Genomic DNA, 25790 nt, shown 5'->3' with positions numbered 1-25790 from the left:
GGGCCCCGCGCGACACGTGCGCGGGGCCCCGTCGGTGTGCGTACGGGAAGGCGTGGGCGGCGGGGGTTCGGAGGCGGGCCCTCAACGGCCCTGTGCGGCGAGCTCCTTGGCGGCCTCGGTGAGGTCCTTGGCGGTGTCGATCGCCCGCCAGTAGGCGCCCTGCGACAGCGGGAAGCCCGCGAGGCGCTTCTCCCGGGCGAGGCGCGGGAACGTGGTGCGCTCGTGGTCGCCGAGGTCGGGCAGCAGCGCGGTGAAGGAGGCGGAGAAGACGTACACGCCCGCGTTGATGAGGTACGGGGACGGCGGGGCCTCGATGAAGTCCGTGATGTGGCCGAACGCGTCCGTCTCGACGGCGCCCCACGGGATGCGGGGGCGGGCCAGGGCGAGGGTCGCGGTGGCGTCGCGCTCGGCGTGGAAGGCCGCCATCTCGCGCAGGGAGAAGCGGGTCCAGATGTCGCCGTTCGTCGCGTACCAGGGCTGGTCGGCGTGCGGCAGGTGGCGGGCGGCGTACTTGAGGCCGCCGCCGCGGCCGAGCGGTTCCTTCTCGACGACCGTGGTGACGTTCAGCGGGAGTTCGGCGGAGTCCAGCCACTCCTGGAGGACCTCGGCGAGGTGGCCGCAGGAGACGACGGCGTCCGTGACGCCCTCCGCGGCCAGCCAGGCAAGCTGATGGCCGATGATCGGGGTCCCCGTGCCGGGGATCTCGACCATCGGCTTGGGCCGGTCGTCGGTGTACGGGCGGAGCCGGGAGCCTTGGCCTCCGGCGAGGATCACGGCTTGCCTGGGAGGCGGGTCAGCAGTCATGCACTGCACGATAAACGGACGTCGCGGGGCCGGGCCCCGGACCCCGGTCATCGGGCGCCGGACGTCTCAAGAGGCGTACCGGGCCACGCCCGTGGCGTAGGACGTGTCGCAGACGGGCCTTGCGTACGACTGGGCGCGGCTCGGGCCGTACACCCGCACGGCGGCGCGGCCGAGTGCGCGGGCGAGCGAGGCACAGTGCCGGGCGAGCGAGGGATGGCGGTTCACCTCCTGCTGGAGGTGGGTGAGCGCGATGCCCGGGTTCTTCTCCTGGAGTTCGAGGAGGAGCCGGTCGCGCAGCACGTCGTGCGGGGCGCGGGCCTTGGCGGGCTTGGAGAGGTTGTCGGCGGATGCGGTGAGCATCGAGTCCGAGGAGTTCCCCGACCAGTTGACGCTGGTGACCGCGAGGGTTCCGGAGAGCACCAGCATCACGGGCAGGACGAGGGCGAGCGTGCGGCCGACTCGGCGGGCGGGTCCCCGGTGGGATCGGCGCGGCTTCTGGGTGTAGTTGGCGGAGTGCGTCACGCGAGTGAGCGTAGCGCTAGGTGATGATTTGGCGACATTTAGTCACTCGGTCGAGGGATGGGGAATCAGGTTTTCTTGGAGCGGTGTTGACGGGGCGGCGGCGAAATGACCGGTCTGCCGGGGTATTTGTCGACAACGTGGCCGAACGCGCAGGGCCCCGCACCGAAGTGCGGGGCCCTGCGCGTCGCTGGTGGGCGGGGGTTCAGTCGCTGAGGCGCTCGCCCGTCGACGTCGAGAACACGTGGGTCTCACCCGGACGCGGTACGACGTGCAGCTGGGTGCCCTTCTCCGGGACGCGGCGGCCGTTGACGCGGACCACGAGGTCCTTGTGCTCGCCGCTGACCTCGGCGCTGCCGTAGACGTAGCCGTCGGCGCCGAGCTCCTCGACGACGTTCACGGAGACGGCGAGGCCGGCCGGGGCGTCGGCGGTCTCCTTGGAGAGGGACTTCGCGGTGGAGCCGTCCTGCTCGACGATGTCGAAGTGCTCCGGGCGGACGCCGACGGTGACGGTGCGGTCGCCGCGGTCGGCGGCGGCGGAGAGGGCTTCGCGGTTGACCGGCACGACGGAGTTGCCGAACTTCACGCCGCCGTCGGTGATCGGGACCTCGACGAGGTTCATCGCGGGGGAGCCGATGAAGCCCGCGACGAAGAGGTTGGCCGGGCGGTCGTACATGTTGCGCGGCGAGTCGACCTGCTGGAGCAGACCGTCCTTGAGGACGGCGACGCGGTCGCCCATGGTCATGGCCTCGACCTGGTCGTGCGTCACGTACACGGTGGTGATGCCGAGGCGCCGCTGCAGGCTGGCGATCTGCGTACGGGTGCTCACGCGGAGCTTGGCGTCGAGGTTGGAGAGCGGCTCGTCCATGAGGAAGACCTGCGGCTCGCGCACGATGGCGCGCCCCATGGCGACACGCTGGCGCTGACCGCCGGAGAGCGCCTTGGGCTTGCGGCCCAGGTACTCGGTGAGGTCGAGGATCTTCGCCGCGTCCTCGACCTTCCGGCGGATCTCGGCCTTGTTGACGCCGGCGATCTTCAGGGCGAAGCCCATGTTGTCGGCGACGGTCATGTGCGGGTACAGCGCGTAGTTCTGGAACACCATGGCGATGTCCCGGTCCTTCGGCGGCAGGTGCGTGACGTCGCGCTCGCCGATGCGGATCGCGCCCTGGTTCACGTCCTCCAGGCCCGCGAGCATGCGCAGGGAGGTGGACTTGCCGCAGCCGGACGGCCCGACGAGTACGAGGAACTCGCCGTCCGCGACGTCGAGCTCGAGCTGGTCGACGGCGGGCTTGTCGCCACCCGGGTAGATGCGGGTCGCCTTGTCGAACGAAACAGTGGCCATGGTGAGGGCCCCCTTCACCGGCAGGAACGTGCCGGACGATCCGAGTAGAGGGAGTGGTGTAGTCCACCTGAGTGAACTGCTCGTGACCGTACCCCGGAGGTCACAGGTCTGTCAGTAGTCGGGGCGCGCCGACCTTCGCCGAAATTTTCGACGGTCGCACGGGCGGTGTTGGTTACACTGCTCGGGCGCGATCTGTTCGGGTCCGCGCGGGTGTGCCTCCTTAGCTCAGATGGCCAGAGCAACGCACTTGTAATGCGTAGGTCGTCGGTTCGAATCCGACAGGGGGCTCTTCTGGAACCCCAGGTCGGATCTACTCCGACCTGGGGTTTTGTTGTTCAGCGGATGCGGCGTCGGCGGCGGGCGCGGGCGGCGCGGCGGTCCTCAGTCTCAGTTCCAGTCTCAGTTGAGGTCCCGGGGGCCGGTTGCGGGGCAGGCAGGAAAGCGTTCCCCATCCGTCGCATCGCGTCCTTGGAGAGGTGCGAGCGGCCCTTTACGTAGCGGCGTGTCTGGCTGATCTGGGTGTGCCGGAGGATCTCCATGATCGTGGGCATGTCGACCCCCAGCTCGTTCAGGATCGTGCCTGCGGTGTGGCGGCTCCCGTCGTAGAGGCGGCGGTCGTCGATGCCCGCCTCCGCGAGTAGTTCCTTGAACTCCGCCCAGTCCTCGCGGGGATCGATAGGGCGTCCGTCGGCGCGAGCGAACACGGCTTGGTGCTCCTGCCAGAGTTCGCCGGCCGCCTCCGGATACCGGCCTGGAGATCAGCTCCCGCAGATCCGGGACTCGGTTGCGCAAGGCAAGGGATGGAAGGTCCCCGTACTTGCGGAGTACAAGGCGCTGGAAGCCGAGGGTCTACCCAGCATGGTCCGCGGGCACGGGACGAAGGTCCGCCAGCGCCCGCCGCACCAGATCCGCCGCCACCAGGAGTGATACGTCTGGGAAAAGAAGCTGGCGCTACGGCCCGATGAGGTGCGCCGCACCAGTGGCGTGGTCGACAAGGACACGGGCCTGGAGCACGACGAGATCGCGACGCATGCGACGTTCAGGGCCATCCGAGCCGATGCAGATCTCGCTGAACGGTTCGGTGTGGAGGTGGGCACCCTGATGCTGCACCGGCGGTACTGGCACAGCGCTGGGGACGATCCGACCGCGCTATCGCTGATCGACTCCTACCTTGCCCACGAGGTCGCGGCCCGTAACCCCGACTTGCTGGACAGCGCCAAGGAGCCGAGGCCAGGCGGGACGCACCATCAGCTGAGCACTGTCGGCATTGAGATCGACCGTATCGACGACGGCATCAGGACCCGGCTTGCCACCCAGGCCGAGGCCCGCAAGCTGGGCATCCCGACCGTCAGCGCGGTACTGCTCCTCGACAAGACCAGCATTTCGACCAAGGGCGGACGTCGTCGAGTACTCGCACGTGGTGCTCCCTGGCGAGCGCACAGAGCTGCGGTACTCCGTGCCGCTGGAGAAGTGGACCCCATGACTCGGATCATGTCGGTCGTGACGCCGGTCCACGACGCGGCGCTGCCCTTCCTGCCCGAGACCTATGCCTCGCTCCGTTCGCAGGAACTGCCCACTGGCTGGGCCTGGGAGTGGCTGATCCAGGTCGACGGTGGCAAGGCGCTCGATGTACCGGCCGACATCCGCGAAGATGCGCGCGTCGCGGTCGGTGACAACAGGCGCGGCGGCCCTGGAGTGGCCCGGACCATGGCGTGGGGCCGCAGCAAGGGCGAGCTGGTGAAGGTCTTGGACGCTGACGACGTCCTGCCCGCCGGCGCCCTCGCCCGAGACATTGAGGTCTTGGAGGCGCACCCGTCCGTCGGCTGGACGGTGTGCAAGGTGCTCGACCTCATGCCAGACGGCTCACTCGTGCACTACACGCTCGGCGACCCGGACCCCGGCCAGCTCACCAGGGGCGAGCTGTATGCCTATTGGTCAACCACGCATCGGCCCGCGGTGCATCCCGCGTCGCTCTGTATCCGGGAGAGCCTGCTCGCCGAAGCCGGGGGGTGGATGGCGCTGCCCGCGTCGGAAGACACCGTCCTGTTGCTGGCTCTCGACGTGATGGCTGACGGCTGGTTCATCGGCGAGGCGGGACTCCACTACCGCAAGCACCCCGACCAGACGACCGCTCACCCGGACCACCGTGGCGGTGCGGAGTGGGAGGCCCGAGTGGGAACGATCGGCAAATATGCGGCAGCGCTTGCCCGCCGGTACTGCCCATTACTTGAAGTAGCCGACGCAAGGGCCGCGTGGGGCCCTTAATGCAGGGTCCGACGCCCTCTCATTGTGCTTCACTGGGGCCGAGTTCCTCGGTCTGCCTTTCAACCGTGGCACCTATCTCAAGCTCTATGGTGCCCCTAGTTCGGCCAAGAGCGTTGACGGCAGTAATGGACCATGGCATCAGAACTAGACCGTGATCGAGGCCTGGTGAAGCAAGAAGGTGAAAAGTTGGGAGAGTGATGGCTTCCTCTGCCCGGAGACTCGCAATGTCACAAATGATCCGACCTTCCTCCACTCGTGCATAAAGATCAAGACCTGAGGTTCGGGCAATCATATCGGCCATGGGGAAATAGGTGGCAGATCCCGTCGTGGTGAAGTGCTGCTCACCGAGAGGTATCGGCCTTCTCGGGGGATCAATGTCGTCACCAGAGTACCTATCGGCCTCGTAGGCGGTGATGCCGTATGGAATAACCACCTCCACTCTCACTTGCTGGTAGCTGCGCTCTTGAGTGTTGTGGAGGGTAATTTGCAATGCCCCGTGTTCGCCGCGCACGTATGCCTGAACGGCCACCTCGTTCAGGTAGTTCTTGAACCGTTCCAAATGCTCCTTCGCTTCTTCGATGTAATCGTGTCGAGAGCGAGGGTCCTGGTTCAAGTTGGGCAACACTTGATGCGCTCTCTTTCCGCGCCCATCGGCCTCCACCTCCTCTTTTTCGATGAGGAGCATGGATTCGATGACGCCATCGAGCCATGGCCATGACGGAACTGAAAGTGTGTCATGCGTAGTCGTCAGGTTCAGGAACTGCCGATCTTCCGCAACTTGAGCCCGCTGGGTCAGTGCTAGAACTTCTCCGGGGTCCGCCAGGACGGTCTGAGCTGTCCTCCGGACGAATATCATCCCTGCGTAGTATTTATCAAATTCCTTTTCGAGGGTGTGGATTCTGTCTCCCTGCTTGGGTGGATCTACAGAGATCACGAGCACATCTTTACCCTCGTGTGAAACGTATGCAGGAATCCACTCAGGCCCCAAAGGGCCAAGATATGGGCGAATTCCGGATTCTAAATCCGCCAAATCTATGGTACGGATCCCTTCGGTATGCCCTGGCTCGACGCCAATTAGGATGTAGCCATACCCGCCGGCGGTCTGACGGCTCTTATCGATAGAGCGGTTAGCGAGGGCGATGATATGCCGCGCGATCGTAGCCTTAGTCTTTTTTGTACTTAGATCGTAGTGCGATTTCCACTCGATCCAATCGCTCTCGTCATGCTCCCCGGCGTTTTCGACCGCCTCGACGAGTGATCTCAGTTGAAGCGGCGTTCGGAAAGGGTCACTTTGGTCGATTCGTAGAGCCACGGTGCAAGTGTCGTTCATTGCTGGGGCTCCTGCACTTAATTTGTCCGAACTGGCGCTGCGAGCCAGGCTGGCTGTGGCAGTCCGGGGCGTGCATAGTGGCCCGTTCAGGGCCGCGCCGGGGTGACGCGTTCGGCCTGGCGAGGACCTTTCCACGTGTGGCGGGTGTCGTATTTGATGCAAAGGGTGTCTCTGGCTATAGCCACTCTGGTTCGGCGTTGGCTGGGCGCTTTGGGCAAAGTGGTCCGCACTCGTACACCTCGATGGACAAGTCGTGCGCACCCTCGCGTCCTTCGGCGCGGCCGACGGACCTTGCGCCCTGCCAGATCGGGGCGTCGCACCAGCAGCAGTGCCAGCCGAGGTCCTGCCAGCCGTTGAGCGTCTTGGCCCGCGGGGGCTTCGGGCGCCCCGTCTCGTTCATGGCCGGTCGGCGAACGGGACTAGGTCGTGCTCCTTGCGGCAGGGGAGGCACGCGAAGTCCACGCCCCCGGGCCGGAGCCCTGTTCCACCACGTTGATGACGCGGATGCCTGCGCTATAGCCGCGGTGCCATGAGCAGTAGCCGTAGCTGCCGGGCTCCATCTTGGCCGTGTCTGAGCTGTTCGGAGTGTTCGGATTCTGCTTAGCCTCGTTCACGTCGACTCCACGTCAGTCGTCCACGCCCCTGGGTCGTTCGCGCGGCCGTAGGGGTGCTGTGCGTTCACGCAGCGTAGTAGTAGCTAGCTAGGGTAGCTAGGCCATACAGGCTTACTCGTCTCGCTGACCAAGCCTGTCCTGCCTAGCTTCGGATCATGGAGTGGAAGCCGGACATCCCGCGTTGGAAGCAGGTCTACGCGGTCTTCGAGCAGCGGATCGCCGATGGCGAGTACCCGCCGGGCAGTCAGCTGCCGGGTGTCCTCGCGATCCAGGGTGAGTTCGGCATTGCGCAGATGACCGCTCGACGAGTACTCACTGAGCTTCGGGAGGCCGGGCTCGCGCAGATGCAACCCGGCATCGGAACCTTCGTTACCGAGCTGCCCAAGCCCAAGCCATAGTTGGGCCCTAGCCCCAGCGTGGTCTGGTGGCTGGGCCGGTCTCAGTTCTAGTCTCGATTACCGCCGAATCCGGCATCGTTTGTACTCGTCCCTGAGCGTCCGCCAACGCCCTTGACCTGCGGAGTTTGCTCACTCCGGGGCGCCTCCAGACCGTGATGGATCAAGGCCGGACAGCTTGTAATGCGTAGGTCGTCGGTTCGAATCCGACAGGGGGCTCCACTGGAGGCCAGGTCAGGGGGCGTTCACCCCCCCGGCCTGCCCTTCGTCGTCGACACCGGCACACGCCCGGTCTGCTGAGCGAGCGCCCGGCCCCGCGGCCGCCGTGGACCACCAGAAGTCGGCGGAAGATCTTGTACGGATCGAAGGTGAACCGCGTTGGTTGCCCGCTGGTCGCGGCGAGGCACGGTTCGCCGCCTCTTCGTAACTTTCCGAATCAGGGTGGCGGGCGGCTCCCGCGAGGGACGGCGTACCCGAGCCGCAAGGGGGCCGGGTGAATCGAAGGCTGAAGGCGACTTCTTCCATATTGCTGAAGGCTGTCAAGGATTAGGAGCAAAGCGAACGCAGGCATTTCGTGCCATGCTCCCCCCGGGGTGGCCGCTCCGGTTTCTGTCCGTGAATCGGCAAGGGGACGTCATGGGAAGTACAGCAATGATGGTCGAGTGTCTTCTTCGACCTGCACTCGTCACGGTCGTCATCCTGGTCGTCGTCACCTTGACGGCCACTGTCAGTACGCAGGTGGCAGCCCTGGTCGCCATGGAGCTCACCGCCCTTGTCGGGGGCCCCGGGCGCAGGCCGCACAGCTAACGGCACAGCACAGCGGTGCCCCGTCGCACAGGGGGAGAGGGAGGCCCGGCCGGGGCCTCCCCGGTGCTCAGTTCCGGCCCGCCACTCGGTCCGCCCACCGTGCCAGGCGTGACGACGTGGCCGTGTGGGTGGTCTGTTCGCGGTGGTCGGCTGTGGCGTACGTCGCGTACATGCCGTGGACGCCGAGCCAGCGGAGCGGTTCCGGTTCCCATTTGCGGACCTTGTGGTTGACCCAGGGGAGGGCCGTCAGGTCCGTGGGGCCCGCCTGGCCCGAGTCCTGTTGGACCAGGTCGCGCAGGGTGCGGGCGGCGAGGTTGGCGGTGGCGACGCCCGAGCCGACGTAGCCGCCCGCCCAGCCGAGGCCCGTGGCGCGGTCCAGGGTGACCGTGGCGCACCAGTCGCGGGGGACGCCGAGGACGCCGGACCAGGCGTGGTCGATCCGGACGCCGGTGAGCTGGGGGAAGAAGCGGGTGAGGACGGCCCGGAGCGCCTCGATCGTGGCGGGTTGCGTGCGGCCGTCGTTGTCCGTTTTCGATCCGTAGCGGTACGGGACGCCGCGGCCGCCGAGCGCGATGCGGCCGTCGGCGGTGCGCTGGGCGTACATGTACGCGTGCGCCATGTCGCCGAGCGTCTCGCGGCCCTCCCAGCCGATCGACTCCCACTGGGCGGTCGTCAGGGGTTCCGTCGCGATCATCGAGGAGTTCATGGGGAGCCACGTGCGGCGCTGGCCCTTGAGGGAGGCCGTGAAGCCCTCCGTGCAGCGCAGGACGTAGGGGGCGCGGACCGTCCCGTACGGCGTGATGGCGTGCTTGGGCTTGATCTCGGTGACGGGGGTCGACTCGTGGATCGTCACGCCGAGCGCCTCGACGGCCGTCGCGAGGCCCTGCGCCAGCTTCACGGGGTGCAGGCGCGCGCCGTGCGGCGTCCAGGTCGAGGCGACGGCGCCCGCCACCCGTACCCGCTCGGCCGTCTCGCGGGCGCCGTGCAGGGTGCGGTCCTTCTCGCCGTAGGAGAGTTCCGTCTCGTGGAATGCCTTCAGGCGGGCCAACTGCGCCGGGGTGTAAGCGATTTCGAGGACGCCGCCGTGGTGGATGTCCGCCTCGATCCGCTCCTCGGCGGCGGCTTTGATCACCTCGTCGACCGTCTCGTTCATGGCCCGCTGGAGGCGGACCGCCGCTTCGTGGCCGTGCAGTTTCGCGTAGCGGTCGCGGCCCGCGATGCCGTTGTAGAGCCAGCCGCCGTTGCGGCCGGAGGCGCCGTAGCCGCAGAACTTCTGCTCAAGGACGGTGACGCGGAGGAAGGGGGCGGCCTTCTTCAGGTAGTACGCGGTCCACAGGCCGGTGTAGCCGCCGCCGACGATGCAGACGTCCGCCGTCGCGTCGGAGGTCAGGGGTTCGCGGACGGTGGGCAGGCCTTGGTCCGCGTACCAGAACGATATGCCGCCGTTGACCGTGCCGGGCCCGTGGTGCGTGTTGCTCGCGCTGCTCATGGGCGGACGTTACTGCGCAGGTGGGGGCCGTGTGGAGGGGTCGGGGCCTTGGTCCCGAGGGGTGGGTCGTTCGGCGGCCGGGGCGCGGGATAGATTCCGATACTTTGAGCGGTACGTGTCGAAATCTGGAGGGCTCCACTCATGGCCGTACACAAGGCCGGACGCATGGCCGGACGCAGGACCGGGCGCGTCGCCGCCGCGGTGGCAGCGGCGGCGCTGATCGGGGTGGCCGCGTCCGCCTGCGGCCCCGACGACAACGGCAGCGACAGCGGCGGCGGCAACAGCGGCGGCGACAAGCCGTCGGCGTCCGCGTCCGCCGGTGCCGGACTCGCCGACGTCCCCGCGTCGGTGAAGGGCGGCGTGATCACCGTCGGCGATCCGAAGGCCAAGCATACGGTCAAGGTGTACGAGGACCCGCGCTGCCCGTTCTGCAAGAAGTTCGAGGACGGCGGGGCGCAGGCGCTGGTGAAGCCGGTCGCCGACGGCAAGGTCAAGGTCGAGTACACGATCGCCTCGTTCCTCGACAAGAGCCTCGGCGGCAGCGGCTCGGTGAACGCGGCGAACGCGCTCCGAGCCTCCGTGGAGGCGGACCGTTTCCCGCAGTTCCACGCCGCCGTCTTCGCCCACCAGCCGGCGGAGGAGACGGACGACGCCTTCACCCCCGCCTTCCTCCTGGAGATCGCGGGCAAGATCGAGGGGCTGCGCGGCGGCGCCTTCGACAAGGCGGTCAAGGGCGGGACGTACAAGAAGTGGGTCGGTGAGGCGATGAACTCCTTCTCCGACGACGGCATCCAGGGCACGCCGACCGTCTTCATCGACGGAAAGAAGGCCGACGGCAACGCGCTGTACGAGCGGCCCGCCTTCGCCCGGCAGCTCAAGGCGGTGGGGATTTCCTGACCCGCCCTCGCGAGTGGTGTGCGGCGCCCCGCGTCAGCGGGTAGCAGGCCAGGCCGATCAGGGCCGCCGTGAAGTGGCCCAGGTCGGTGAAGGTCCTGCCCGTGATCAGCGGGGCGCCGTACACCGCGAGGACGACGAGGAGGTACCCGTACCGCCACGGTGCGGGAATCCGGTACGTGAGTACGGCGACCACGCCCGCCAGCGCGTAACTCACCCCGACGTCCAGGGTGTTGACCGCAGAGCGGGGCGCCGCCCCGTGGTGGACGGCGAGCGCGAGGACGCCCTCGCTGACGAGCGTGGCGAGGACGTGGGCGAGCGCCGCCACCGCCAGCCAGCGCCGGGTGCCTAGGCGGCGCTCGGCGTTCGCGTGGAACACCGTGTAGAGGACGGCGTACGACAGCCAGCCGCCGCCGTCGATCCAGAACGCGCTGGAGATCAGCACCCGCACCGGATTCCGCGACAGCTCGTGGATGTTCGTGGAGCGCTGGCGCAGGAACTCGGCCTCGAACTCCGGCGACATGTGGTGCATCGCGACGGCCGTCACGAAGAGGGCCGCCAGCCAGACGTACGTTCCCGGGGCGCTGCGGACGTATGAGGTGACGGCGCCGCTCGTGGCGCGGGCCGCGGCGGTCGCGCCGCGAAAGGGCTTCATGCCGCGCCCCGGAAGGGCCTCATGTCGCGTCCCGGAAAATCCTCATGCGGTGATTCACGCACGCCGGTAGGGTCCCGAACGTGATCGACATTCGCATTCCGGACGCACTGGTCGAGTCGCAGCACCTGTACGCCGGGGAGGCGGGACGCGCCTTCATCGCCGCGCTGCCCGCCCGCGTACGGGAGTTCACCGAGCGCTGGGACCTGACGCCCGACGGCGATCCGATGCACGGCATGGCCGCGCTCGTGCTGCCCGTGGTGCGCGCCGACGGCACGCCCGCCGCGGTCAAGTTCCAGGTCCTGGACGAGGAGACCGAGGGCGAGCCGGTCGCGCTGCGGCGCTGGGACGGCGACGGCGCGGTCCGCCTCCTCGACCACGACGAGGCCACCGGCACGATGCTCCTCGAACGCCTCGACGCCGGGCGGATGTTGTCGACGGTGACCGACACCCGTAAGGCCGTCCTCGTCATCGCCGAACTCCTCGCCCGGCTGACCGAGGGGCCCGCGCCCGACGGCATGCGCCGCCTCGGCGACATCGCCGCGCAGATGGTCGACGGCCTGCCGGCGGCGCTGAAGGCGATCGCCGACCCGGCCGAACGCGCCGTCGTCGAACGGTGCGGGGGCGCCGTGCGCGAGGTCATGGGTGAGCCGGGCGACCGGCTGCTCCACTGGGACCTGCACTTCGAGAACGTCCTGGCGAGCGCCCGCGAACCGTGGCTCGCCATCGACCCGAAGCCGCTCGCGGGCGACCCGGGCTTCGACCTGTGGCCCGCCCTCGACAACCGGTTCGAGCCGGACGAGGTGCTGTGGCGGTTCGACGCGATGACCGAGGTCCTGGGGCTCGACCGGGAGCGGGCGCGGGCGTGGACGCTGGGCCGGGTCCTGCAGAACGCGCTGTGGGAGGCCGAGGACGGACGGCAGCCGGAGGCCGACGACATGGAGATCGCGCGCCGGCTGCTCGGACGCTGAGGCGCGACCTCACGACCGGCCCCTGCCCGCGGCCCACCCGGAAGCGGGGGCGGCCTAGAACTCGTCCACGGTGTGCGGGAGCAGGGCCGTGCGGAGCGCCGAGTCCAGCGCCGCCGCCGTGCCCGGCGTGTGCTCCGTCGCCAGGCCCGCGCGGACGAGGGCGTCGATCCGCGTACCGCCCAGATAGGCCGAGGCCAGGTCGCGCGCCTCTACGGTGAGGTCCGCGGGGCGGTCGGTGCTCTCGTACGTACAGCCGTCGGGGGACGCCGTCAGGCGGTGGCGGCCCGCGTTGGCCGGGATGCGGTCGTCCCGTACGTCGAGGACCGCGTCCACCGGCGCCGCCCACGAGCGGGCGGTGAGCGCGGCCCGCACGTCGATCAGGCGGAGCCACAGCGCGGGGAACTCGCCCGTCACGCGGACCTGGTCGCGGTCGGCGGCGAAGAGGTGCAGCGGGTCGTCGAGGGGGCGGCCCCAGGCGCGGATCAGGCCCGTCAGGTCGATCGACGCGAGATAGCGCCAGAGCGCGGCCGCGGCGGCCGGGGTGTCCGCCTCCAGTTCGTCCAGGCGGACCAGGCCGGGGGCGTCGTCGCGGGTCCTGGTGCGGTAGATCGCGTAACCGGCGACGGGTTCCCCGGGGGCGCCGAGGACGACCACGCGGGGCGGCGACAGCTCGTCGTCCTCCTCGTCCTCCGTCACCAGCCACTCCTCGCGCCACCAGGCCTCACCGCGGGCGATGCGGCCCGCGCGCTCGGTACGGGTGCGGTCGTAAGGGGCGGCGAGCAGCGCGGGGGCCTCCGTCGGGTCGACCAGGCGCAGCGGGCGCTCGTCCGGGGCGATGCGCAGGGCCAGCGGGCGCCGGGAGTCGATCTCCACGGTGTGGCCGTGGGTGGCGGGGCCGAAGCCGAACCTGCCGTAGATCGCGTCCTCCGACGCCCACAGGGCGGCGATCGGCGAACCGTCCGCCGCCGCCCGCGCGAACAGCTCCGCGAGCATCCCGGAGAGCACGCCGCGCCGCCGGTGCGTCGGCGCGACGGAGACGAACGTCAGGCAGGGGCAGGGCAGTTCGCCGCCGGGCACCGACACCGTGAAGGGGAAGGCGGCGACGAGGCCGACGAGTTCGCCGTTCTCGTACGCGCCGACGCGGACGCACTCGCGCAGCAGATCGTGGTGGTGCTTGCGCTTCTCGTCCTCCGGGTTCTCGTGGAAGACGAGGTAGGAGAGGGAGAGCGCGCGGTCGATTCCCGACTCGGGGATGTCGCGGAACTGGACGGATTCCATACCCATATAACGGACGGTAGTTCCTGTATGCGGTGAAGGCATCCGAATATTGGCGCGGAGGAGCCGGGGGCCGCGAGAGGGCCGGGTGCCGTGAAGGGGCCGGACTCAGGGGATTAGGGGATCAGGGGATCAGGACCACCTTGCCCATCGTGGCGCGGTTCTCCAGCGCGCGGTGCGCCGCTGCCGCCTCGGCGAGCGGGAAACGCTGCACGGCCGGCCTGAAGTGGCCGAGCGACGCGGCGGCCAGTGCGGCCAGCTCCAGGGAGCGGACGGGGTTGGCCCCGCCCGCCTTCCGCATCATCGCCGGGCCGAGTACGTCGGGCTGCGTGATGCCGCGTTGGGCCAGCTCCGCCTCGGTGAACTTCAACTCCTCGTCCTGCGGCCCCCGGCCGGACCAGCCGAAGACGAGGTGGATGCCGCCGGGGCCGAGCAGGTCGACCGCGGCCAGGCCCGCCTTGCCGCCCACCCCGTCGAAGACGACGGTGGCCGCGCGGCCGCCGAGCTGCTCCGCGAGGTACGTGCGGACCTCGTCGGGCCACGCCGGGTCGGTGTAGTCCACGGCCAGGTCGGCGCCGTTCGCGCGGACGCGGTCCGTCTTCTCCGGGCCGCCCGCCAGGCCGATCACCGTGGCGCCCCGGTGCTTGGCGTACTGCGTGAGGAGCGTGCCGATGCCGCCCGCCGCCGCGGGGATGACGGCCACGGAGTCGGGGGTCAGCGGCGCGAACTGGAGGATTCCCATCGTCGTACGCCCCGTGCCGATCAGCGCCACCGCCTCCGCCGCGTCCAGCTCGTCGGGGATCTCGTGCAGGCGGGCCGCCTCGGTGACGACGCGCTCGGCGTAGCCGCCGGGGGCGAAGCCGATGTGGGCGACGGCGCGTCGGCCCAGCCAGTGCGCGGGGACGCCGTCGCCGACCGCGTCGACGATGCCGGCGACCTCCCGGCCGGGGATCGTGGGCAGGGCGGGGAGTTCGGGCAGCGGGCCGCGTACGCCCTCGCGGACCGTGGTGTCCAGGAGGTGCACGCCGGCCGCGGCCACGGTGATGCGGACCTGGCCGGCGGCCGGTTCGGGGATCTCCGTCTCCTCGTGGACGAGGTTCTCGGCGGGGCCGAAGGCGTGGAGGCGTATGGCGTGCATGGTGGGGGCGGACGTGGTGGGCGCGGGTGCGGTGGGGGCGGGGGCGGAAGGGGCGGACATGGGGGGCTCCTTGAGGTCTCGGGCACCGTTGCGAGGTGCCTGCCGTGGTACGCCCCTCAGCCTTCAACCTGAAGTGGACTTGAGGTCAAGGGCGCACCCGGCCAGCGCGAGCGACACCGCCTCCACCGCGCTGTTGAACGACACCTCGGAGAGCAGGCCCGGGGCCGCGACCTGATCGCCCGCCAGGTAGACGCCGTCCCCCCGGACGATCGCGGGGCGGTCCCGCCACGTGGTGCCGGGGCGGTCGAGTGCGCCCGTACGGCCGCCTGCGACCGAGGCACGGCGCCACGTCAGGCGCTCGCGCCAGCCGGGGCAGCCCAGGTCGAGCAGGTGCTCGGCGCGGGCCACGCCGTCCGCCTTGGTCTCGTTCGGGGCGAGCGGGATCTGCGCCTGTACGAGCTGTTCGCCGTCGGGGGCGAGCGTGCGGTCCTGGGCGGTGAAACGTTCTACCCAGCCCGTCCTGTCCAGGTCGGAGACGACGAAGGCGTCCCCCCTGCGGGAACGGAACGCCACGTCGACGAGCGCGGTGCGGCCGCTCTCCCAGCGCAGGGACTCGTCCCCGAGGATCCGGCGGGCCGAGTCCAGGGACGTCGCGACGATCACCGGCCCGTGCCGGGACACGTCGGACAGGCTGTCGACGCGGTCGAGCGTCTCCGTGCGTACGCCCATGTTCCAGGCCCGCGCGGCCATCCGGTCGACGAGCGAACCCCAGCCGCCGCGCGGGTAGTGCGCCTCCGGGGGCAGCTTGGCGGCGCGGCGCAGGCGCTCCTGCACGAAGCGGGCGGAGAGGGAGCCGGGGTCGTGGTGGAACGTGGCCACCGCGACGTAGTGCGCGGCGGCGTGCGCGCCCTCCTCGCCGACCTCGTCCGTCGCCCAGCTGGTGAAATCGCGGTCCACCGGGGCGTGTTCCGCCTTGCGGCGCAGCAGCTTGAGCATGGCGAGAGGCGGTGTACGGCGCAGCTCGCCGCGGTGCAGCAGGCGCAGCCGGGCGCCTTCGAGGGGCGGGAGGGGGGCGAGCGGGCCGATGAGGTTGCGCTGCTTGAGCCAGGCCCAGTGCGGGCCGCCGTTGTAGAGGGCGTGCGGGCCCTCGTTCGTCTTGTACGTGCCCTCGGACGTACGGGCCCGGCCGCCGAGCGTGTGGTGCGCCTCGCGGAGGGTGACGCGGGCGCCCGCCTCGGCGGCGCTGATGGCCGCGGTGAGGCCGGCGAAGCCGCCGCCGATGACGGTGATGTGGTGGGCGTTCGTGTCGGGCATGGGGTGGGCTCCCTAGGGGCGGGTGCGTGGGCTTCACCTCTTGGACGCTCGGGGGTGGGCCGGATGTGACATCGGGGGGACCGCGCGTGCGTGGTCGGCCGGGGTTGGCTGGAGTCGGCCGGGGTTGGCTGGAGTCGGCCGGGGTTGGCTGGGGTCGGCGACGTCGGTGGTCGGTCGCGCCGGTCGCCGGGTGCCCTGCCCGGGGCGGCGGGCGTTGTCAGTCGTGGCGTGCAGGATGGGGACATGGCTCAGAAAGCGAAACCGGCACGGGTGGTCAAGGCGGCTCGGCGGGCCGAGGTGAGGCTGCCCCCCCTCCAGCCGTTCGAGGGTGCCGGACTGGAGCCCGACGGGGACTACGACGGGGTCGAGTTCCGTGGCCTGGACCTCCGCGGGCAGGACGGTGCGGGCGCGCTCTTCATGGACTCCGCGGTGACGGGCTGCGCGGTCGACGAGACCCGGCTCGTCCGGGCGCGCTTCGTCGACTCCGTCCTGACGGAGCCGAGGGGCGTGGGGACCGACCTCATGGAGGCGTCGCTGCGGGACGTCGAGGTGGTCGACGCGCGGCTCGGCGGCGTGCAGTTGCACGGGGGCGTGCTGGAGCGGGTGGTGGTGCGGGGCGGCAAGCTCGACTGCCTGAACCTGCGGAAGGCACGGTTGCGGGACGTGGTCTTCGAGGAGTGCGTACTGGTGGAGCCGGACTTCGGGCTCGCGTCGCTGGAGCGGGTGGAGTTCCGGGGGTGCGCGGTGCGGGGGGCCGACTTCTCGGGCACACGGATGGTGGACGTGGACTTTCGGGGCGCCTCGGAGCTGGAGGTCGCGCGGGGGGTGGAGTGCATGGCCGGGGCGGTGATCAGCCCCACCCAACTGATGGAACTGGCGCCGGTGTTCGCGGCGCAGGTGGGGGTGCGGGTGGTGTCTTGAGGGGGGAACGTCCCGCCCCTGCTCCGGCGGGACGTCGCGGGGCAAACGAGTGGGGGGCGGGTGGGAGAAATCCGCCGCGCAGCGGAACACATCCCGTCCCGTCCCGTACCCGCAGCGGGAGCCCCTAGCTCCGGGGATACCGCGACAGGAGCGCCCAGATCGCCGGGTTGTCGGACAGCGAATCGTGGAGGTCGGTGAGATCCGCCACGACATCGTGGAGGAAATCCCGCGCCTCGCGCCGCAGCTCCGCATGCGAGAAGGAGAGCGGAGGATCATCCGGATCCATCCAGTCCGCCTCGATGTCCACCCACCCGAAGCGGCGAGCGAACAGCATGCGGTCCGTCGACTCCGTGAAGTCGAGCTCCGCGTACTGGGGCCGGGAGGCCCGACTGCCGAGGGGATCCTGATCCAGCGCCTCGACGATGTCGCACAGCGCCCACGCGAAGTCGAGGACGGGCACCCATCCCCAGGCTGTGGACAGTTCCCGGTCCGCTTTCGTGTCCGCCAGGTACACGTCCCCGCAGAAGAGGTCGTGGCGCAGGGTGTGGACGTCCGCCCGGCTGTAGTCCAGCTGAGGGGGGTCAGGGAAGCGGGCGGAGAGCGCGTAGCCGATGTCGAGCACGGGGTCGATGGTGTCACGTCCGACGGACACCGGGATCACGGCAACAGCCGCCGCTCCTTCGCCACCGCCACCGCCCCCGCCCGCGTGTCCACACCGAGCTTGTCGTAGATGCGGCCCAGGTGCGTTTTCACCGTGGCCTCGCTGATGAACAGGGCACGGGCGATGTCGCGGTTGCCGAGGCCCCGGGAGAGCTGGCCGAGGATGTCGCGCTCGCGGTCGGTGAGCGTGGGGTGCGGGGCGCGCATGTGGGCCATGACGCGGGAGGCGACGGGCGGCGAGAGCGTGGTGCGCCCCTGGGACGCGGCGTGGATCGCGGCGAAGAGTTCCTCGGGGCGCTCCGCCTTGAGGAGGTAGCCCGTCGCGCCCGCCTCGATGGCGCGGGTGATGTCCGCGTCCGTGTCGTACGTGGTGAGGACGAGGACGTGCGGGGCGGGGGAGAGGCCCGTGATGCGCCGGGTCGCCTCGACGCCGTCGATGCCGTCGCCGAGCTGCAGGTCCATCAGGACGACGTCCGGGGTCAGTTTCGTGGCCAGGGCGAGCGCCTCCTCACCCGTGCCCGCCTCGCCGACGACCTCGATGTCCGGTGCGCTGCCGAGCAGGGCGAGCAGTCCGGCGCGTACGACGACGTGGTCGTCGCAGACCAGCAGACGGACAGGACGCTCGGGGCGGTCGGGGTGGACGGAGGGTGCGGGGGCGTTCGTCACTGCGGCTCCAGCGGGATCGATACGGAGAGGACCGCGCCTTCGCCGGGCGCCGACTCGATCGTCAGCGTGCCGCCGAGCTGGCCGGCCCGGGCGCGGATCGCGGGCAGCCCGTGCCCCCGTACGCCACCGGCCGTGGCGGAGGTGGTGCCGGGCGCGGTGCTGGGACCGGTGCCGGAAGCGGTGTCGGAAGCGGTGTCGGGGGGCGTGAAGCCTCGGCCGTCGTCCGCGACGTCCAGGACCACCTGGTCGTCCAGGAGCGTCAGGGTCAGCGCCGCCGTGGTCGCGCCGGCGTGCTCGCGTACGTTGGCCAGCGCGCCCTGCGCGATGCGCAGCAGCGCCGAGCCGACCCGGTCGGGGAGAGGGACAGGCGTGCCCTCCGCGTGGAAACGTACGGTGAGTCCGGCACCGGATTCGCGCTCCGCGAGCATCCGCAGCGCCTGGGCGGCTCCGCCGCCGTCCGCGAGGTCGGCGGGGGCGAGGTCGTGCACGAAGCGGCGGGCCTCGGCGAGGCCGTGTTCGGTGATCGACTCGGCGGTGCGGACGTGGGTGCGGGCCTTCGCGGGGTCCGTGTCCCAGACGCGGTCGGCCGCCTGCAGCAGCATCTGCTGGCTGGACAGGCCCTGCGCGAGGGTGTCGTGGATCTCCATGGACAGGCGCTGGCGCTCGGCGAGGGTGCCCTCGCGGCGCTCGGTGGCGGCCAGTTCGCGGCGGGTGCGGATGAGGTCGTCGATCAGCGCGCGCTGCCGCGCCGCCTGACGCTGCATGTACAGGAAGACGGCGGCCGCGACCGCCGCCCAGGCGGGCGGCGCGAACAGCAGTATCGGGTCGAAGCCGCCCGCGAGCTTCAGCTGCGCGACGACCACGAAGACGGTCAGGACGGCCACGAGGAAGAGCGCGGCGCGCGGTGGCAGCGTCCGCAGGCCGGTGTAGAAGAGCGGCACCGCGCACCAGGCGAAGCTCGGCGCGAGGATCACGATCACGACCCAGACGGCCACGACGAGGGTCAGCCAGATGAGGCGGCGCGGCGCCGAGGGGCGGGCCCCGACGGTGGGGCCGAGTACGTAGAGGAGGGCGAGGGAGACCGAGAGCGCGATGATCCACGGGGTGCGGGGTTCGCCGGGGTGGCGCATGAGGAAGCGGGTGAGCGAGGAGCCCAGGAGCAGGAAGAACGCCGTGTGCATGACGGTCGCGAGCCAGCGGGCGTCGGGGTCCGGCGTCCGGGCGTCGAGGCCCGGCGTGCGGGTGTGGAGGCTCGGCGTGCGGTGCCCCTCCAGGAGTTTGGCGGGGGGTTCCACGGGGGTTTCCACGGGGGGTTCCACAGCGGGCACCTCCCTCTCGTAATGCCGTCACGCGGGCGCTGAACTGGGCAGACACCCTCATTGTGGCCCGCCCGGACCTCCGGGGGGTCAACCGATCGGTTGACCCGGGTGTCGGCCGAGTCGCGCGCCACGGCGAGCCGGTACGCCGAGGGGTGGGCCCCGGACGCGGCAACAGGATGGAGGGCAGAGGCAAGGACCCCTCGGATCCACCGAACCGCCTCGCACCTCACCCCTCGCACCTCACCCCAGGAGCCCCCGATGCAGAAGCCCTCGATGCGGAAGCCCTCCCGCCGTACCCGCGTCCTCACGCTCGCCGCCACCGCCGCCGTCCTCGGCGCCGGTACCTTCGGCGCGGTCTCCGCGAGCGCCGAGTCCCCGGCCGCCGCCCCCAAGGCAGCCGTCACCGCCGACGCGGGCAACAAGAACCTCACGCAGTCGACGCACCTCACCGTCGCCGCCGCCACCAAGGCCGCGCAGGCCACCCTCGACGCCGCGAAGAAGGAGAACCAGCGCGTCTCCGTCGCCGTCGTCGACCGCAACGGCAACACCATCGTCGAGCTGCGCGGCGACGGCGCGGGCCCGCAGTCCCCCGAGTCCGCCGTGAAGAAGGCCTACACCGCCGTCTCCTGGAACGCGCCCACCTCCGAGCTGACCAAGCGCCTGGAGCAGGCCCCGAACCTGAAGGACATCCCCGGCACGCTGTTCCTCGCGGGCGGCGCCCCGGTGACCGCCAAGGGCGCGCCCGTCGCGGGCATCGGTGTCGCGGGCGCCCCGAGCGGCGACCTGGACGAGAAGTTCGCGAAGGCGGGCGTGGCGGCCCTCGGCCGCTGAGGCTCTTCCCGGCCCGTATGACGGCCCGTACGGGGAGAGCGGCGCGTCGTGCCCGATCCGCGCACCGGTGACCACGGCGTCGAGAAGACGGCGGCGAACACGCGCGGTGTGACGGTCACCGACGACGGCACGGTACGCCGACTCCCCGCAGGCGCCCGGCCGTTGGGTACAGCGGTGCTCTGACCAGCCCGTATGCACTCTCGGCAGGGGACCCGGCGCCGGGCGCCCATACCGACCCGCCCCACACATTTGCCGCATAAGATCACCCGGTGGACCTGCGATCTCCGGCCGTGCGAGCCGCCGCCGTCACCTGCTCCCTCGCCCTGCTCGCCGCGCTCGGCGCCTGCGGCGCGGGCGTGGACGGCACCCCGGGCGCCGACGGCGTGCGCGACCCGTACTTCCCGAAGCTGGGCAACGGCGGGTACGAGGTGACGCACTACGGCCTGACCCTCGGCTACGAGCCCGACTCCCGGCACCTCACAGGGACCGCCGAGATCACCGCCCGCGCCACCAAGAACCTCAGCTCCTTCACCCTCGACCTCAAGGGCCTGGACGTCTCGGGCATCACCGTCGAGGGCAAGGCGGCCCGCTTCCAGCGCGCCGGGCAGGAGCTGCGGGTGCGCCCGGCCGACGAGCTCGACCGGGGCGAGACGTTCCGCGCGAGCGTCCGCTACTCCGGCACCCCGCAGACGATCACCGACGCGGACGACGCCGAGGAGGGCTGGCTGGAGACCGAGGACGGCGCGCTCGCGCTCGGCGAGCCCGCCGGGTCCATGGCGTGGTTCCCCGGCAACCACCACCCGAGCGACAAAGCCTCGTACGACATGGAAATCACCGTGCCCGAGGGCCTGAAGGCCGTCTCCAACGGCGAGTTGACCCGCGAGTCGACCAAGGGCGGCCGCACCACGTTCGCCTGGCACAGCGCCGAGCCGATGGCGAGCTATCTGGCGACCGTGGCCATCGGGAAGTTCGAGATGAAGACGTCGACGACGGACGACGGGCTGCCGGTCGTCACCGCCGTCGACCCCACCCAGGCGAAGGCGAGCGCGAAGGTCCTCGCGAAGATCCCGGACATCCTGGAGTGGCAGGAGTACAACTTCGGCCCCTACCCCTTCTCCTCGGCGGGCGCGATCGTCGACCGCGAGGGGGACGCGGGGTACGCCCTGGAGACCCAGACCCGCCCGGTCCTCCCCGGTGCCCCCGACACCGGTCTCCTCGTCCACGAGCTGGCCCACCAGTGGTTCGGCGACTCCGTGACGCCCAAGTCGTGGCGGGACATGTGGCTCAACGAGGGCTTCGCGACGTACGCGGAGTGGCTCTACGAGGAGGACCACGACGGCGACAGCGCGCAGCAGACCTTCGACGCGCTCTACGACGGCGACTACTACGAGGACGCCGACGACAACGAGGCGGTCTGGGACTTCCCGCCCGCCAGGCCCACGGACGCCGCCCACATCTCGGACCCGCCCGTCTACGACCGGGGCGCGATGGTCATCCACAAGATCCGCCAGGCGGTCGGGGACGACGCCTTCTACGACATCGTGCAGGGCTGGGCGAAGACGTACCGGCACAAGAACGCGGACACCGCGGACTTCACCGAGTACGTGGAGCGGCACGCGGGCGGCGACGCGGCGCGGCGGAAGGTCGGCCGGATCTGGGGGGACTGGCTGTACGGGGACGGAAAGCCGGACCACGCCTGACGGCTCCCCGACGGCCGCTTGGCGGCCCGTTTCCGAACGAGCCCGCTACGCCCCGTCGTCCGCCCCGGCGGTGCGCAGCTTGCGCAGGCGCCGCCATTCGCCGATCGCGGTCCAGGCCGCGCAGCCGAACGCGCCCACGTAACAGGCGGCCCACCCCGACCGCTCCTGCGGATCGATCAGCTGGTCCGCGGTGAGGACCGCGAAGACCACGGACGAGAACAGGGCACCGTAGAACTTCTGGCGCGTGACGCGCAGTTGTTTGCGCGGGCCTTCGGAGAGGCGCAGGGCGTAGATCTCGGCGTCGCCGAAGACGTCCTCGGCGCGTCCGTCCTGCGGGGCCGCGGCGAGGTGCTGCCGGGCCTCGCGCACGTGGCCGCGGGCCTCGGCCGCCGTCATGCCGTGCCGCCCGCGCAGCAGGCTGTCCAGGCGGGCCAGCCACTGGTCGTCGTCGAGGCCACCGACCGGGCGCGCCGGGGTGAACCAGCGGTTGACGCGCTCGTCGGGGAGCAGGAAGGCGGCCACCATCCACGCGAGGCCGGCCAGCATGAGGACGGGCGCGGGCACGCGGAACAGCCGCTCGTCGGAGAGCGTGGTGGCGAGGGTGATCCCGCCCACCAGCGCGGCGGCCGCGCCCGCCAGGAACCCCCACATGCCCCGGAACAGCCCGGCGGCCCGGGCGACGAAGGCGAGGCAGCCCAGCGTGAGGCTCAGCGCTATCGCGGCGAATCCGGCGAGCGAGGACCGGCTCACCGGCACCCACAGGCCGTCCTGGATCCAGTACAGGCCGAAGACACTGAACAGGACGAACCCGAGCGTTCCGAGCGAGGCGGTGACCCGGTCCCCGGGGCGCAGGCCGCGCGTGTCGATCCCGGCCCGGTACTGCTCGCTGACGCGCTCGGCGGCGACCGTACGGGCGTACGTGACGGGGTCGCCGAGCACGTCGGCGGCGGGCTGCCCCGCCTCGCTCACGAGCTGGTGGGCCTCGGCGAGCATCTCCTCGGCGAACCCGACCGGCACGTCCTCGTCGAGGGCGAGCCGCACGTGGACGGTGTCGGCCCACTCCTGGTCCTCCTGGCGCGCCCAACTGAGCTCGGCCGCACGTGACTTACTTGTCATCATCTTCATCCCCCTTCGCCGGGAGCAGCGAGGCGACGGTCCGGGAGAAGTCCCCCCAGGCGGCCTGGTCACGCCGCAGCCTCGCCCGCCCCTCCGCGGTGATCCGGTAGTACTTGCGCCCGGGCCCGCCCTCGCCGGCTCCCCACTCGACCTCCACGGCACCTTCCTCTTCGAGGCGGGTGAGCGCGGGATAGAGGGTCGCTGCCTTGACACCGTCGAGCCCGGCGTCACCGAGCCTGCTGAGCAGGGCGTACCCATAGCTCTTGGGCTCCCCGTCGAGGATGCCGAGCAGGCAGAGGGGGAGCGCGGCACGGGTCCATGCGGTGGGCGGAACGGCCACGGTGCTCTTTCCCTTCGCCCTTACTCGTCTTTCCCGACTATTCAAGTATCCAGAATAGTCGACCGTTTGTAAATCCTGGCCGCCGCGCGGTTCGGCTGGCGCAGCTCGAACCAGATGTGCTTTCCGCGCGGCAGGAGGCGGGGCGGTGTTCGTGTGGCCCCCCAGTCGTGGGCGAGGGCCTGCACGAGGAACAACCCCCGCCCGTGCTCGCGGTCCTGCGACATGTCGAGGGCGGCGAGCGGTTCGGCCCGGCAGTCGTCGTACACGGCGACGCGGATGCCGCCGTCGGCCAGGACGAGGGTGTCCATGCCGATGGTCGGCGAACCGGTGTGCTTGACGGCGTTGGTGACGACTTCGGAGACGAGGGTGCGGGCGGTGTCGACGAGCTCGGGCCTGCCGGTCAGGGTGAGAAGCAGGGTGACGGTGTCGCGGCAGATCTTGGGGGAGAGGGGGGTGTTGGGGGTGGTGAGGTGGTACGTCTGAGGGGTGGCCGGGGACTCGTGAGGGTGGTCCATGGTCGTCAACTCCACGCGTACGTAGACGTGTTGCGGTGGACGCCACCGTGGCTCGGTCGCCGAGGGGCGACTGCTCTGCGGGATCACTGGCGTGCTGGCTCTTATGAAACTAGGGACAACCTTGCCCCGGGGCAAGGTTGTCCCGCATGGTTCACCCGAGTGAGTGGACCGGGCCCGTCGCCGGACGGCAGACTCGGGTCACGAAGGGAAGATTGACCATGCCGCTGAGAGACAACCCCACCGCCCGCCAGGCTCGACTGGGCGCAGAACTTCGCAAGTTGAGGGAGCTCGCAGGAAAGACGGCACGCGAGGCCGCCGGTCTGCTCTCGACCGACCAGGCGAAGATCAGCCACATGGAGTCGGGCCGTCTGGGCGTGAGTGAAGAGCGCATCCGACGGCTTACGGTCTTCTACTCGTGCGGCGACGCGAAGCTCGTCGAGGCGCTGTGCGCCATTGCGCGGGAGTCACGGGGGCAGGGCTGGTGGGAGGAGTACCGGGGCGTCCTCGCGCCGGGGTTCCTGGACATCGCCGAGCTGGAGCACCACGCGACGTACCTGCGCGCGCTGCAGCCGATGACGCTGCCCGGCATCTTCCAGACGGAGGCCTACGCGCGCACCCTTTACGGGGGGCACATCCCCACGCTTCCCGCGGAAGAGGTCGATGTCCGGGTCGGGTTCAGGCTGAGGCGTCGGCGGATCTTCGACCGTGACAGCCCGCCGTCCTTCAGGGTGATCGTCCATGAGGCAGCACTGCGCATGCGAGCCGGTGGGCGCAAAGTCGTCCGGGAGCAGCTGGACCACCTGCTGAAAGTCGCCCAGTGGCCGACTGTCACCCTGCGGGTGATCCCCTTCTCCAGCGAGGAGTTCGTCGAGGCCACTCAACCCGTGTTCTACGCAGGGGGAGTGGTCCCGCAGTTGGACACGGTGCAGGTGGATGCGGCCGTGGGCGGCGTTTTCCTCGGCGTCGGTGCCCAGCTCGAGAAGTACGCGGTCCTGCTCGACATCGCGGAACGTGCCTCCCTCGACGTCCAGAAATCCCAACAGCTCATCCACCGCATCGCGAGAGAACTGTGAGAGCCCACCCCATGTCCGTTCAGTGGCAGAAGTCGTCCTTCTCCGGCGCCGGAGGGGAGAACTGCGTCGAGCTGGGCCGGCACGCGTCCCACACCCTGCTCCGCGAAAGCGACACCCCCCACGCCACCCTCACCGTCACCCCCGAGGGCCTCGCCGCCCTGATACGCACGTGCAAGGCCGAACGCTGGGCGCTCGGTCATGAGATGGCGTGCAGCTCAGCCTCGATCAGGGCTCGGGCCTCGCGTCCGTAGACCGCTGACTGCTCAAGGAGCCGGAACGCCCGCCCGTAGGCGAGGACTTCGTCCTCGTCCGTGATGGTGAGGCCTGCCGAAAAGTTTTCTACGTCGACCCGGCGCCCGTCGAAGATGGAGAAGGCGTGCCCTGGGTAGAGGGCCAGTTCCGCCCGTGCAGGGATGATGCCGAGCCTGAGGCCCCGTACGTCCAGCGCACCAATAAGCCGCTCCAACTGCCCCCTCATGACCTCCGCACCACCAAGATTCGTCCGCAGCGCCTGCTCGCCCAGGAGCGTGTGATACGTGCGTTCCCCTTGTCCGAGGAACTGTGCGCGGGCGATCCGACGCACCACACCTTCTTCCACGTCGTCGAGGGTCTCGTGGAAGTCCACGACCCGCTGGAAGACGGCTCTGGCGTAGTCGGCGGTCTGGAGGTTGCCCCAGATGATGTTCGGACAGTAGTGGTGCGAGTGCTGGGTCGTGCGGACGAGTTCCAGGAACGCGTCCTGCACCGGCCCGGTGCCCTCCTGGAGGGCCTTGTCCCACGTCTTGTGTTCACTGCCGGACGTTGCCATGTGCGGGAGTCTTCCCGTGGTCCTGCCCGGTG

Annotated in this window: 27 protein-coding genes, 1 tRNA gene and 1 pseudogene; 12 read left to right on the top strand and 17 right to left on the bottom strand. The window is 70.3% G+C overall.

The features are described from left to right. Positions 1-81: 81 nt before the first annotated feature. From ACZ69I_RS08230 to ACZ69I_RS08220, 3 genes are all read right to left on the bottom strand, one after another. Complete coding sequence (locus ACZ69I_RS08230; RefSeq protein WP_470830990.1) at positions 82-804, bottom strand: nucleotidyltransferase family protein; 723 nt, start codon at positions 802-804, stop codon at positions 82-84. Between the two features lie 66 nt (positions 805-870). Continuing rightward, positions 871-1326, bottom strand: a complete 456-nt coding sequence (locus ACZ69I_RS08225; RefSeq protein WP_467672833.1) for a hypothetical protein — start codon at positions 1324-1326, stop codon at positions 871-873. Positions 1327-1528: 202 nt separating this feature from the next. Continuing rightward, entirely contained in the window at positions 1529-2665 is a 1137-nt protein-coding gene (locus tag ACZ69I_RS08220) for an ABC transporter ATP-binding protein (RefSeq protein WP_467672831.1), read from the bottom strand. A 214-nt stretch (positions 2666-2879) separates the two neighbouring features. Between ACZ69I_RS08220 and ACZ69I_RS08215 the strand changes: the two genes are divergently transcribed. After that, a tRNA-Thr gene (locus ACZ69I_RS08215) sits at positions 2880-2953 on the top strand. Between the two features lie 47 nt (positions 2954-3000). Here the strand turns inward: ACZ69I_RS08215 and ACZ69I_RS08210 are convergent. Next, positions 3001-3402: pseudogene (locus ACZ69I_RS08210) on the bottom strand (tyrosine-type recombinase/integrase); the annotation flags it as partial. Between the two features lie 229 nt (positions 3403-3631). Between ACZ69I_RS08210 and ACZ69I_RS08205 the strand changes: the two are divergent. Beyond that, on the top strand, positions 3632-4930 hold the full coding sequence (locus ACZ69I_RS08205) for a UTRA domain-containing protein (protein WP_470830989.1): 1299 nt from the start codon (positions 3632-3634) through the stop codon (positions 4928-4930). Between the two features lie 19 nt (positions 4931-4949). On the opposite strand, the gene ACZ69I_RS08200 is transcribed toward ACZ69I_RS08205, so the two are convergent. Next, positions 4950-6260, bottom strand: a complete 1311-nt coding sequence (locus ACZ69I_RS08200) for an AlbA family DNA-binding domain-containing protein (RefSeq protein WP_470830988.1) — start codon at positions 6258-6260, stop codon at positions 4950-4952. A 769-nt stretch (positions 6261-7029) separates the two neighbouring features. Between ACZ69I_RS08200 and ACZ69I_RS08195 the strand changes: the two genes are divergently transcribed. Both ACZ69I_RS08195 and ACZ69I_RS08190 read left to right on the top strand, forming a co-directional pair. Beyond that, entirely contained in the window at positions 7030-7272 is a 243-nt protein-coding gene (locus tag ACZ69I_RS08195) for a GntR family transcriptional regulator (RefSeq protein WP_470830987.1), read from the top strand. Between the two features lie 633 nt (positions 7273-7905). Further along, a complete protein-coding gene (locus ACZ69I_RS08190; RefSeq protein ID WP_470830986.1) occupies positions 7906-8076 on the top strand; it encodes a hypothetical protein in 171 nt (56 codons plus the stop codon). Positions 8077-8143: 67 nt separating this feature from the next. On the opposite strand, the gene ACZ69I_RS08185 is transcribed toward ACZ69I_RS08190, so the two are convergent. After that, positions 8144-9565 carry an NAD(P)/FAD-dependent oxidoreductase gene (locus tag ACZ69I_RS08185; RefSeq protein WP_470830985.1) on the bottom strand — a complete coding sequence of 474 codons (1422 nt, stop codon included), beginning with the start codon at positions 9563-9565 and terminating at the stop codon, positions 8144-8146. A 141-nt stretch (positions 9566-9706) separates the two neighbouring features. Here ACZ69I_RS08185 and ACZ69I_RS08180 point away from each other — a divergent pair, with 141 nt between their 5' ends. After that, the gene (locus ACZ69I_RS08180) at positions 9707-10462 is read left to right on the top strand and encodes a DsbA family protein (RefSeq protein WP_470830984.1); all 756 of its coding nucleotides are present in this window, start codon (positions 9707-9709) and stop codon (positions 10460-10462) included. Here the strand turns inward: ACZ69I_RS08180 and ACZ69I_RS08175 are convergent. Further along, positions 10440-11114: a rhomboid-like protein gene (locus ACZ69I_RS08175; protein ID WP_470830983.1), complete on the bottom strand. Its 675-nt coding sequence runs from the start codon at positions 11112-11114 to the stop codon at positions 10440-10442. The genes ACZ69I_RS08180 and ACZ69I_RS08175 overlap by 23 nt on opposite strands. Positions 11115-11194: 80 nt before the next feature. Between ACZ69I_RS08175 and ACZ69I_RS08170 the strand changes: the two genes are divergently transcribed. Then, on the top strand, positions 11195-12082 hold the full coding sequence (locus tag ACZ69I_RS08170) for an aminoglycoside phosphotransferase family protein (protein WP_470830982.1): 888 nt from the start codon (positions 11195-11197) through the stop codon (positions 12080-12082). Positions 12083-12136: 54 nt separating this feature from the next. On the opposite strand, the gene ACZ69I_RS08165 is transcribed toward ACZ69I_RS08170, so the two are convergent. The 3 genes from ACZ69I_RS08165 to ACZ69I_RS08155 form a co-directional block, all read right to left on the bottom strand. Continuing rightward, a complete protein-coding gene (locus tag ACZ69I_RS08165; protein WP_470831076.1) occupies positions 12137-13360 on the bottom strand; it encodes a GNAT family N-acetyltransferase in 1224 nt (407 codons plus the stop codon). A 121-nt stretch (positions 13361-13481) separates the two neighbouring features. Further along, a complete protein-coding gene (locus ACZ69I_RS08160) occupies positions 13482-14495 on the bottom strand; it encodes a zinc-binding dehydrogenase (RefSeq protein WP_470831075.1) in 1014 nt (337 codons plus the stop codon). A 123-nt stretch (positions 14496-14618) separates the two neighbouring features. Beyond that, positions 14619-15809 carry an FAD-dependent oxidoreductase gene (locus ACZ69I_RS08155; protein WP_470830981.1) on the bottom strand — a complete coding sequence of 397 codons (1191 nt, stop codon included), beginning with the start codon at positions 15807-15809 and terminating at the stop codon, positions 14619-14621. 243 nt (positions 15810-16052) lie between these two features. On the opposite strand from ACZ69I_RS08155, the gene ACZ69I_RS08150 reads away from it, so the two are divergent. Then, positions 16053-16730, top strand: coding sequence for a pentapeptide repeat-containing protein (locus ACZ69I_RS08150; RefSeq protein ID WP_470830980.1), 678 nt, complete (start codon positions 16053-16055; stop codon positions 16728-16730). A 124-nt stretch (positions 16731-16854) separates the two neighbouring features. On the opposite strand, the gene ACZ69I_RS08145 is transcribed toward ACZ69I_RS08150, so the two are convergent. Genes ACZ69I_RS08145 through ACZ69I_RS08135 form a run of 3 tightly spaced genes read right to left on the bottom strand, consistent with a single transcriptional unit; the run spans position 16855 to position 19237 of the window. After that, complete coding sequence (locus tag ACZ69I_RS08145) at positions 16855-17352, bottom strand: hypothetical protein (RefSeq protein WP_467673061.1); 498 nt, start codon at positions 17350-17352, stop codon at positions 16855-16857. Between the two features lie 35 nt (positions 17353-17387). Further along, a complete protein-coding gene (locus ACZ69I_RS08140) occupies positions 17388-18056 on the bottom strand; it encodes a response regulator (protein ID WP_467672815.1) in 669 nt (222 codons plus the stop codon). Further along, a complete protein-coding gene (locus ACZ69I_RS08135) occupies positions 18053-19237 on the bottom strand; it encodes a sensor histidine kinase (RefSeq protein WP_470831074.1) in 1185 nt (394 codons plus the stop codon). Before ACZ69I_RS08135 ends, ACZ69I_RS08140 begins: the two co-directional genes overlap by 4 nt. A gap of 411 nt (positions 19238-19648) precedes the next feature. On the opposite strand from ACZ69I_RS08135, the gene ACZ69I_RS08130 reads away from it, so the two are divergent. The 3 genes from ACZ69I_RS08130 (at position 19649) to ACZ69I_RS08120 (ending at position 21906) form a co-directional block, all read left to right on the top strand. Continuing rightward, entirely contained in the window at positions 19649-20206 is a 558-nt protein-coding gene (locus tag ACZ69I_RS08130) for a GlcG/HbpS family heme-binding protein (protein ID WP_467673057.1), read from the top strand. 48 nt (positions 20207-20254) lie between these two features. After that, the gene (locus ACZ69I_RS08125; RefSeq protein ID WP_470830979.1) at positions 20255-20389 is read left to right on the top strand and encodes a hypothetical protein; all 135 of its coding nucleotides are present in this window, start codon (positions 20255-20257) and stop codon (positions 20387-20389) included. Between the two features lie 92 nt (positions 20390-20481). Then, positions 20482-21906, top strand: coding sequence for a M1 family metallopeptidase (locus ACZ69I_RS08120; RefSeq protein WP_470831073.1), 1425 nt, complete (start codon positions 20482-20484; stop codon positions 21904-21906). A 45-nt stretch (positions 21907-21951) separates the two neighbouring features. Here the strand turns inward: ACZ69I_RS08120 and ACZ69I_RS08115 are convergent, their stop codons facing one another. Genes ACZ69I_RS08115 through ACZ69I_RS08105 form a run of 3 tightly spaced genes read right to left on the bottom strand, consistent with a single transcriptional unit; the run spans position 21952 to position 23877 of the window. Continuing rightward, the gene (locus ACZ69I_RS08115) at positions 21952-23025 is read right to left on the bottom strand and encodes a hypothetical protein (protein WP_470830978.1); all 1074 of its coding nucleotides are present in this window, start codon (positions 23023-23025) and stop codon (positions 21952-21954) included. Beyond that, the gene (locus ACZ69I_RS08110) at positions 23012-23362 is read right to left on the bottom strand and encodes a PadR family transcriptional regulator (RefSeq protein WP_470830977.1); all 351 of its coding nucleotides are present in this window, start codon (positions 23360-23362) and stop codon (positions 23012-23014) included. Before ACZ69I_RS08110 ends, ACZ69I_RS08115 begins: the two co-directional genes overlap by 14 nt. A gap of 41 nt (positions 23363-23403) precedes the next feature. After that, on the bottom strand, positions 23404-23877 hold the full coding sequence (locus ACZ69I_RS08105; protein ID WP_470830976.1) for an ATP-binding protein: 474 nt from the start codon (positions 23875-23877) through the stop codon (positions 23404-23406). 218 nt (positions 23878-24095) lie between these two features. Here ACZ69I_RS08105 and ACZ69I_RS08100 point away from each other — a divergent pair, with 218 nt between their 5' ends. Then, positions 24096-24950 (top strand): helix-turn-helix domain-containing protein, encoded by an 855-nt coding sequence (locus ACZ69I_RS08100; RefSeq protein ID WP_470830975.1) that lies wholly within the window; start codon positions 24096-24098, stop codon positions 24948-24950. Between the two features lie 11 nt (positions 24951-24961). Beyond that, entirely contained in the window at positions 24962-25201 is a 240-nt protein-coding gene (locus ACZ69I_RS08095) for a DUF397 domain-containing protein (RefSeq protein ID WP_470830974.1), read from the top strand. On the opposite strand, the gene ACZ69I_RS08090 is transcribed toward ACZ69I_RS08095, so the two are convergent. Then, positions 25147-25758, bottom strand: a complete 612-nt coding sequence (locus ACZ69I_RS08090) for a DUF5753 domain-containing protein (protein ID WP_470830973.1) — start codon at positions 25756-25758, stop codon at positions 25147-25149. The genes ACZ69I_RS08095 and ACZ69I_RS08090 overlap by 55 nt on opposite strands. Positions 25759-25790: the final 32 nt, after the last annotated feature.

Source organism: Streptomyces sp. NPDC036815, assembly GCF_055609205.1.
Note: the sequence above shows the minus strand (reverse complement) of the source record. Positions and strands in the feature narration are given on the sequence as shown.